Below are 7,461 nucleotides of genomic sequence, written 5' to 3' on the forward strand. Positions count from 1 at the left end.
GTTAAAACAAGGGCAATTGCTGCTCTTCCCCTTCAGCAAGGCTTGCAGGATCCGCCTCCTCCCCGTTGGCATTCCCCTCCGACAAGGGATCTGCTGCTTCCGCCAGCAACTGACGGGCAGCCGCCAGCAACTCGTTGCGCAAGGGGGCCAGATCGGTGCGGTCGGCTAGATACTGCTCCAGAGCAGTCAAAGGTTCCAGCCGGCTGGGATCCAGGCCCGGCAGGCGAATACGGCTGGGGCTGACCACGTCTGGGACGAGGGTGTAGCTGAAGGCAGGGGCGAGGGCCTGGTGCAGAGCCCGCTCGTCAACGCAATCGAGCTGGTCGGGACGGAGGCGGTAGATCAGGCGCAGAATAGAGCCGGCCACCGGCGCCTTGGCAATGGCCTCCAGCAGTTTGGCCTGCACCTGCTGGGGGGGATAGGGGGTGAGATCGAGGCGGATGGTGTGAAAGGTGCGGGTGGGTAAGGGCAAAAATTCGTAGCTGGCCCCTGTGGCCGTAACCTCTGCCAACACACAACCCTTTTCCTCTTTTTCCTCCCCAAAGTCTACTCGCTCAATGCTGCCGGGATAGATCACCAACGGCTGCCGACACAACACCTGGTGACGATGCACATGACCCAAAGCCACGTATTGGTAGGCGGGCCGCGCCAGCAGCGAGAGGGGCACCGTCAGTCCCTTGCCCACCGAAAGATGCCGCTCTGCCCCGTAGCGGGCCGTCTCCACCATCACATGGGCCAACAAAATTGCCGGGATCCCTGGCTGCAAAGTGCGGATCTCCCCTTCCAGAGCCAGATTTAGGCGCTGAAGGAGCTGATGAGTGAACACTTCGGCATTGAGATCCAGGCTCTCCTGGCGGGCAAGCAGGGTGGAGCGGTTCAGCCAAGGCAAGGTGGTCACCTGCACCGGGCCGCTGCGAGTTTCAATCCAATGGGTTTGCAGCCGATCCCCCACAACAAATCCTGCCACTCCCAGAGCGCGGTAGATAGCCAAGCTGTTGCCTTCTTGCCCCTGCCCGTACTGGTCGTGGTTGCCCACCAGCAGAACGGTCGGGATCCCGGCATCGGCCAGGCGGCGAAATTGTTGGGCAAAGAGCTCTTGGTGCAGAGGCGGCGGCGTCGCATCGGGAAAGGCATCGCCCCCAAACAGCACCAGATCCACAGCCCGATCGAGGGCACGATCAATGCACAGGCGCAAAGAAGTGACAAAATCCTCCAAACGCGTGTTCAGCCCCGTAGCCGGGTTGATGGAGCCGTAGGCCAAGCCACTGCCCAAATGAATATCGGAAAGATGCAGCAGCTTTACCATCTCAAACAGCCTTAAAGCCCTTCCAGCCGTTGCCCTCACTTCTGCCCGCCATTGCCTGCGTTGCCAACTTTTGGATTGGCACCTCCCTCGGAGTCAGATGAGGAATTCCCGCTGAAGCTAAGCCTGTCGGCGCGGCCTGGCTCGATCCAAACGCAAAGGTCGGCCCATAAATTCCTGGCCGTTGGCGACGTCGATAGCCTCCTCTTCCTCGGCCTCCGTGGCCAAATCCACGAACGCGAAGCCCCGTGTCTGGCCGGTTTCTCGGTCTATCGGAATTGTAACTGACTTAACGTTCCACCTCTGCTGGAAGAAAGCCGCTAGCTCTTCCGTTGAGGCTTTATAGTTTAGGTTTCCCACAAAAATGGTCATGGCAATTCAAGCAAAGCAAGGCGCAAATCGGAAAGAGCGGCAACCAAGGCTCAAGGTACTTCACTTTTATCATGAGGCCCCGCCTAATCGCCCAACATGACAGGATGTAAAGGGATCGCCGCTCAAAAATCTTCGCACTTCCCTATCCAAAATGTGCTTTTATCAAACTTTGCGGGAGTGTACTTTTCCCGCTCCTTTGTTGAGTTTCCCCTCCAGCCCTGGCCGGACCAGGATCCGGAGGCACTTGCCATTTTGTTGCAACTTGTTAAACTAGGTTATTAAGATATGTATTGTCCTGCTTGCAGTGCTTGTCGGGAGCAGCGCTGGGATATCCTAGCGCGAGACTCCCTCCTACCCTAAGAGTCTCAAGGTGACGATAATGGATGAAACGCTAGGTCTCTCTCTGGAGCAAGAATTTCGCCAGCGGGCTTTCGAGACGCTGGTAGCTCGCATGAGCCCTGAGCAGGCCAAGGACATCCTGGTCAAACTGCACAAGCAAATGCTGTTACAGGAGGCCACCTACCGCCAGTTGCTGCGTCATTCCCTCAGCGTCTAATGCATGTCCTTTCGCTTCCCACCTGGTGGATTCATATTGCCAGCGTCTTGGAATGGCTGGCGGCCATTGTTTGCGTGTGGCAGTTTGGGGAGCGAATAGGCCGGCCAGAGTGGCGCGGCTTGAGCTGGGCGATGTTGCCTGCCCTACTGGGGGCAATGTGTGCCATTACCTGGCACTGGTTTGACAACGATCCCGCTCTCAACTGGGTGGTCACTGTCCAGGCGAGCTTGACGCTTCTGGGCAATTGCACTCTAGCCTGGGCTGCCTACCGCATTTGGCGGGCGGAGCAGGCGGAAAAGTCCCTTGGGAGGAGGGATCCAAGCTAGGCAATGGACAGTTTGTTTGCCCTCTCTCTCTTCCCCTATTTGGTCTTCTTGTTTTTCCTGTCGCGGCTGCGCCGGATCCCGCGCCTGGCCCTGATTGGGTTTTGGCTGCTGCTACTGTTTGTGGCCGTTAGCATCCCGGCAGGGTTGTATGCCCAACTCCATTACGGCACTTCCCTAGCCAATGTGGATCCCTTGCATGGGGCGGCAGAGGCTTTTCTCACCCTCTCCAACATTCTGGTGGCTCTGGGCTTCAAACAAGCCATTGACCAACAAGGATCCCTAGAGGCTGGGGACGGCAGCTCCGAGTCGTAGTCATGGCAAACGAACCTGAATGTAGAATGGAGGTCTAGACTGGACGTCTTCTGCTGTTTATTCTGAGAGACCTGCCGGATGGTGGCCACCCTTTCTGTCCCCAAAGCCAAACTGAAAAACCCGCCTCTGCGCATCCATCGGATGGGTGACAAGGTGCTGCGGCAGCCGGCTAAGCGCGTCAGCCAGGTCAACGACGAGATCCGCCAGTTGGCGCGAGACATGCTGCAGACTATGTACAGTGCCGATGGCATCGGCCTGGCAGCTCCTCAGGTGGGCATTCCTAAGCGCTTGATTGTGGTGGATCTCTATCCCGATAAGCCAGAGGTGCCACCGCTGGTGCTGATCAACCCGGAGATCCGCGAGTACCTGGGCGAAGTAGTAGCTGGCCAGGAAGGCTGCCTTAGCATTCCGGGCGTCTTCTGCGAGGTCATGCGTGCGCAGGGGGTGGTGGTTTCATTTAAGGACGAAACCGGGCGGCCCCGCACCCTCCAAGCCGACGACCTGCTGGCGCGGGTTATCCAACACGAAATCGATCACCTCAACGGTGTGCTGTTTGTGGATCACGTGGAGAACGAGCTGCTGTTGGATCAGGAGCTGCGCAAGCACGGCTTCCAGATGCAAGATGTGCAGCGCAAAAACAGCATACTTGCCACCCCTTCACCGCAGCCTCGCTAGGTCATTGCCGCAGGCGCTGCGCCAAGAGCTGTTCTTCTAGGGCGGCAATGCGGTTGTAGGCAGCGGTTAGCTGGGCGCTCAGGCGCTGGATTTGGGCTTCTGGGGCAAGCTCGTGTCCCATGCTGCGGCTGCTTACCCCAGTGGGTTCATCATCCAGCAAAAAGTTGTGGCTCCCATCTTCCACCAAGTCTGAGGTGAGAACGCTGTAACGGGAGGGGGCGGGGACATTTTTTTTAGCCTCCTGCTTTGCCAGAAGAGCAGCCGCCACCTGCTCCGGCATCCGCTCGATGGCAGCTTTCAGCTCCTGAATTTGCAACTCCAGACGCTCAAAATAGTGCTGCACTGCTTCGCTCATAGCTGCCCCGGTTCTGACTCTTTACTTTTATTGAAAGAGATAAGTTCTCGCTCCTCCCCTTCTTCCCCCAGATCATTTAACGATTACGCAGTTGGAGAACTAAACGTCGGCTTCAGGAGTTTGCCCTAGCAAGCCAGTCCTGCGGGTTGGCGTTGGCCACAATTGAGACAGGCTCTCTCCAAAGTTTTTTCCAGAGCAGGTTCCTCTCTATTTCCAGGCAAAAAATGCAGGATGCGGTTCTCCCCTCTCCCCAACAGGGCTATACCTTGCCCGTGTTTGCGGTGGCTGCTGCTAAGGCTGCTTTCCACCGTCTCATCGGGATCGCTTTGGAGCAGAACGGCGCTCATCCTGTCATTGCGGTGCAGGTGGAGCCTGAGACGGGATCTGCTGCCGGCTGGGTCAGGATCCCGGTGGAGCAGGTGGCGGCTTTGTCGGAGAACACGGCTCTGGCCATTACCCGCTCGGATCCCGGCCCTCACCTGGATCTCACCCGCAACACACCGGTCTGGGCCTGGGTGAGTTTGGAGGAACGGGATCCCACCGCTCTCCCTTTGCTCCTGGAAGCGGGGGAGGGGCTAGGACGACACGCTGACGGCAGCCCGGCCATCTATGCCTACGCCCGGCGCCTGTTTGAGATCAACCTTTTGTCTGGGATCCCAGAGGGTTATCGGCTGCGGGTGCGCATCATCTTGCCGGAGGGAAAACTCTTGGCGGAGCGGACTTCTAATGCGGCGTTTGGGGTGCTGGAAGGACTGGCTCTCTTGGGAACGCGGGCGGAGGTGGAGCCTTCTGCCGGTGCCGAGAGCCTGGAGCGGGCCCGCTGCGAATTGCAGCAGAAGTTGGAAAAGCACAGGCATCTGGCCTTTTGCGTGGGCAGCCATGGGCAGCAGGTGGCGCTGCGACAAGGGATCCCGGCAGAACAGATTCTACTGGTGGCCAATTGGATCGGGCCGCTGCTGGTGGAAGCAGGGTTGCGGGGGGCGGAGTCGGTTCATTTGATCGGCTACCACGGCAAGCTGATCAAGCTGGCAGGGGGCATCTTCACCACTTCCAGCCATGTGGCCGATGCCCGCCTGGAAATCTTGGTGGCAGCCCTCATCCGCTGCGGGGGAACAGCCGAACAGGCGCGGCAGGTGCTAGAGCTAAGGACGGTGGAGGCAGCGGTGCAGTATCTGAAGGAGCTGGGCTGGGCAGAGCCGGTGCTGCAGGAGTTGACTCGGCAAATCCGCCAGCGGGCAACAGCCTATGTGCAAAAGTATGCTGCTCGATCCCTGCCGGTGCAGGTAACCCTGTTCGATCGGCAGGGCCAGGTTTGCGCTCAGGTTGGGATCTCCTCCCCAAGCCCTTGATCCCTGCTGTTGTTCCTCACCCCCAGCCCCTCTCCCAAAGGGAGAGGGGAGTTAGGGATCGCACTCCGCGCTGCCGGCACGTTTGCGACAGCGTTGCGTACCAAATAACGACGTAGAGAAACATTTCATTGCTATTTGAATTGCTACTTGAAACGACTCTAATGACCGTCAGGCTAGAGCCGAAAAAAAGGCTAATCTCCCAACTCAGGATCCGGCCGTACCCGCACTTCCATCTGGCGCAGCAGACGCAGCGAGCTTTCCGGCCCGTCGATCATCTGCTGTTCGTTGATCCAGTAGGTGGCAATGCCCAGGTCTTCCAGAAATCGAATGTAGGGATCCGGGGGCGGACCATCGAAAACGGCCGCCTTCTGGACGGAGAAGCCCTGTTCGATCCAGGGGGTGAGGGCAAAGCGCTCGTAATAGAATAATTGCCCCACCACCTCCTGCAGCGCCTCTGCCGCATCTTTGTGGTGTAGCAATTTCACCTCGGCCAAAAGCAGGTTTCCATCTGCCACCGCCAGGAAGTCAAACGTGTGCTGGTCTTCCCGCACCTCCAGCCCGGCCAGGCGGAACCAGCGGCGAAAGTGGTGCAAGATCTCGTTGTGGCGCTCGCTGCGCTCCAACTGACGCCGACGGCGACGCTCTGCCATCAGCGGGTCTGTCCCCGCACAGGAAGGGATCCCACTGCTGCGAAACTGGGGTGGCTCATCCGGATCCAAGACCACCTTACCCCCGGCAGGTTGATGGAGAAGGGGCGGCATCTGGGGCAACAGCTCGGCGGATCCCCACTCCACCTCTGGTTGCGCTGCCAAAGCGAGCAGATGGCGATTGAGAGGGTGCTCAGGGTGGGTGTCGAACAACAGCTTGAGTTGAGAGTGGCTGAACTGAAAATCCAGACGAAACTGCTCCACCGAAAGGCTGCTCCGCCCCTTCTGCAGAGTCTCCTGGCCAAAGTAGAGCAGCACCAGCAGAGGATAGATGGGCAGGGGGCGATGGGGCGGGATGAGCATGGCCCACATGTCCTCGGTCCAGTGGGGGAGCAAAATCTCCGCTTGCTTGCCCTTGCCCACCACCTGCAGCATTTTGGGATGCCCCGGTTGCCAGCCACAAGGGTGATCGTCGAAGCCGCAGGTTTGCCGCCCTTGATCCACGCTCAAGGGGTAGCGCCCGTCGTAGAGGCGAAAGGGACACAGATCCCGGTCTTCGGCCAGAAAACGCTCGTCCTGCCACAGATGGGCTGCCAGGGCATGACAACCAATGCCCTCCTGGCTGTTACAAGCTTTGAGCCAGCGCCGTTCTGCTAGTTTGCCGCCCACTTTGCTTGGCGCCAGGGGCTGGACAAGGCCATTTTCCCCTTGGTTGAACAAGGGCCACACCAAGGGCTCCCCCGTCTCCGGCAGGGTGGGCAGCAGGGGGTGGACTTTGCTGTAGAAGGGATCGCAAATGCGCTGGGCCACCTGCTGCAGAGGCAGGCCATGGGGGGAGCCCACCGCCGGCAGAAGGGATCCCGAGCCGGCCTGGGCGCGATGGTACTGGATGGCCAGCGCCACCTCCACTCCCACCGGACGCAGTTCCGGCGTCAACTGCCGATAGCGCTGCAGCAGCCGCGAGGCTTGCACAAACAGGTCGTAGCGACGAACTGGAACTGCGTCAGCCATAAGGTTGCCGGGGAAATTCTTCGCCGACTTGAGCGAAAGTTGTCTATGGATTTGCTTCTCGGTCTCAAACAAGATCGAGATTGGGTTTGTTGTCTGTGCAAGGGCCGCAACTGCCGAGCGCCGCGGCCCGAAGGCTCGTTTCGCTTGGCACCAGGTCAGTTGTCAGTGTAGTAGAGAAACCCCGGCGCGGAAAGATTTTGCCGCTTGCCCCCGCCAAAACCAGCGGCAACAGGCTAGCGTCGCAGCCACCAAGGAAACCAAGGAAAGGGAAAGGGGCGCTCGGTTTCGGCGTCGCGGTCGTACTCGGTCGGGCGGCCCGTATCTGGCTGGATTACCAGGCTGCCCACATAGTCGGCCTCTCGATAGACGCGGGCAATCTGGCGGTGAATTTGGGCCATATCCTCGGCGGAGACCACGCCGTTGTCGGTGGCTTTGTAGAACTGGATAGTGACCCGAATGGGAAAGCGGGGATCCCGTTCGATGTCGAGGTTGTTGATCTCGGTGAAGGGGCCCTCCACCTCCCCGTGGCCGATGACGGCAGCTTCTACATTGCTA

The 7,461-nt window shown here is 59.2% G+C and carries 9 protein-coding genes and 1 pseudogene; 5 read left to right on the forward strand and 5 right to left on the reverse strand.

Annotated features, from left to right (window positions below):
• Position 1: 1 nt before the first annotated feature.
• Positions 2-1,306 (reverse strand): metallophosphoesterase family protein, encoded by a 1,305-nt coding sequence (locus NW841_RS10945; protein ID WP_414363723.1) that lies wholly within the window; start codon positions 1,304-1,306, stop codon positions 2-4.
• 117 nt (positions 1,307-1,423) lie between these two features.
• Complete coding sequence (locus NW841_RS10950; RefSeq protein ID WP_011429047.1) at positions 1,424-1,675, reverse strand: RNA recognition motif domain-containing protein; 252 nt, start codon at positions 1,673-1,675, stop codon at positions 1,424-1,426.
• A 379-nt stretch (positions 1,676-2,054) separates the two neighbouring features.
• Between NW841_RS10950 and NW841_RS10955 the strand changes: the two genes are divergently transcribed.
• The 4 genes from NW841_RS10955 to def all read left to right on the forward strand — a co-directional run bounded on the left by NW841_RS10955 (position 2,055) and on the right by def (position 3,544).
• Positions 2,055-2,231, forward strand: coding sequence for an NblA/ycf18 family protein (locus tag NW841_RS10955; RefSeq protein WP_414363725.1), 177 nt, complete (start codon positions 2,055-2,057; stop codon positions 2,229-2,231).
• Positions 2,231-2,557 (forward strand): DUF2499 domain-containing protein, encoded by a 327-nt coding sequence (locus tag NW841_RS10960; RefSeq protein ID WP_414363727.1) that lies wholly within the window; start codon positions 2,231-2,233, stop codon positions 2,555-2,557. Before NW841_RS10955 ends, NW841_RS10960 begins: the two co-directional genes overlap by 1 nt.
• 3 nt (positions 2,558-2,560) lie before the next feature.
• A complete protein-coding gene (locus NW841_RS10965) occupies positions 2,561-2,869 on the forward strand; it encodes a DUF3593 domain-containing protein (RefSeq protein WP_414378287.1) in 309 nt (102 codons plus the stop codon).
• A 78-nt stretch (positions 2,870-2,947) separates the two neighbouring features.
• The gene (def, locus tag NW841_RS10970; protein WP_414363731.1) at positions 2,948-3,544 is read left to right on the forward strand and encodes a peptide deformylase; all 597 of its coding nucleotides are present in this window, start codon (positions 2,948-2,950) and stop codon (positions 3,542-3,544) included.
• A gap of 1 nt (position 3,545) precedes the next feature.
• On the opposite strand, the gene NW841_RS10975 is transcribed toward def, so the two are convergent.
• Positions 3,546-3,899 (reverse strand): hypothetical protein, encoded by a 354-nt coding sequence (locus tag NW841_RS10975; protein ID WP_414363732.1) that lies wholly within the window; start codon positions 3,897-3,899, stop codon positions 3,546-3,548.
• 224 nt (positions 3,900-4,123) lie between these two features.
• Between NW841_RS10975 and cbiD the strand changes: the two genes are divergently transcribed.
• A complete protein-coding gene (gene cbiD, locus NW841_RS10980; RefSeq protein WP_414378291.1) occupies positions 4,124-5,248 on the forward strand; it encodes a cobalt-precorrin-5B (C(1))-methyltransferase CbiD in 1,125 nt (374 codons plus the stop codon).
• A 191-nt stretch (positions 5,249-5,439) separates the two neighbouring features.
• Here the strand turns inward: cbiD and NW841_RS10985 are convergent, their stop codons facing one another.
• A complete protein-coding gene (locus tag NW841_RS10985) occupies positions 5,440-6,906 on the reverse strand; it encodes a hypothetical protein (RefSeq protein WP_414386387.1) in 1,467 nt (488 codons plus the stop codon).
• Positions 6,907-7,139: 233 nt separating this feature from the next.
• Positions 7,140-7,461: pseudogene (locus NW841_RS10990) on the reverse strand (hypothetical protein); the annotation flags it as partial.

This window comes from Synechococcus sp. H60.3 (assembly GCF_047462295.1).
Lineage (GTDB): Bacteria > Cyanobacteriota > Cyanobacteriia > Thermostichales > Thermostichaceae > Thermostichus.

Bases quoted from the DNA above. Each gene is read 5' to 3' on its own strand.
- NW841_RS10945 (WP_414363723.1), bottom strand. From the start codon at position 1,306: ATGGTAAAGCTGCTGCATCTTTCCGATATTCATTTGGGCAGTGGCTTG.
- NW841_RS10950 (WP_011429047.1), bottom strand. From the start codon at position 1,675: ATGACCATTTTTGTGGGAAACCTAAACTATAAAGCCTCAACGGAAGAG.
- NW841_RS10955 (WP_414363725.1), top strand. From the start codon at position 2,055: ATGGATGAAACGCTAGGTCTCTCTCTGGAGCAAGAATTTCGCCAGCGG.
- NW841_RS10960 (WP_414363727.1), top strand. From the start codon at position 2,231: ATGCATGTCCTTTCGCTTCCCACCTGGTGGATTCATATTGCCAGCGTC.
- NW841_RS10965 (WP_414378287.1), top strand. From the start codon at position 2,561: ATGGACAGTTTGTTTGCCCTCTCTCTCTTCCCCTATTTGGTCTTCTTG.
- def (WP_414363731.1), top strand. From the start codon at position 2,948: ATGGTGGCCACCCTTTCTGTCCCCAAAGCCAAACTGAAAAACCCGCCT.
- NW841_RS10975 (WP_414363732.1), bottom strand. From the start codon at position 3,899: ATGAGCGAAGCAGTGCAGCACTATTTTGAGCGTCTGGAGTTGCAAATT.
- cbiD (WP_414378291.1), top strand. From the start codon at position 4,124: ATGCAGGATGCGGTTCTCCCCTCTCCCCAACAGGGCTATACCTTGCCC.
- NW841_RS10985 (WP_414386387.1), bottom strand. From the start codon at position 6,906: ATGGCTGACGCAGTTCCAGTTCGTCGCTACGACCTGTTTGTGCAAGCC.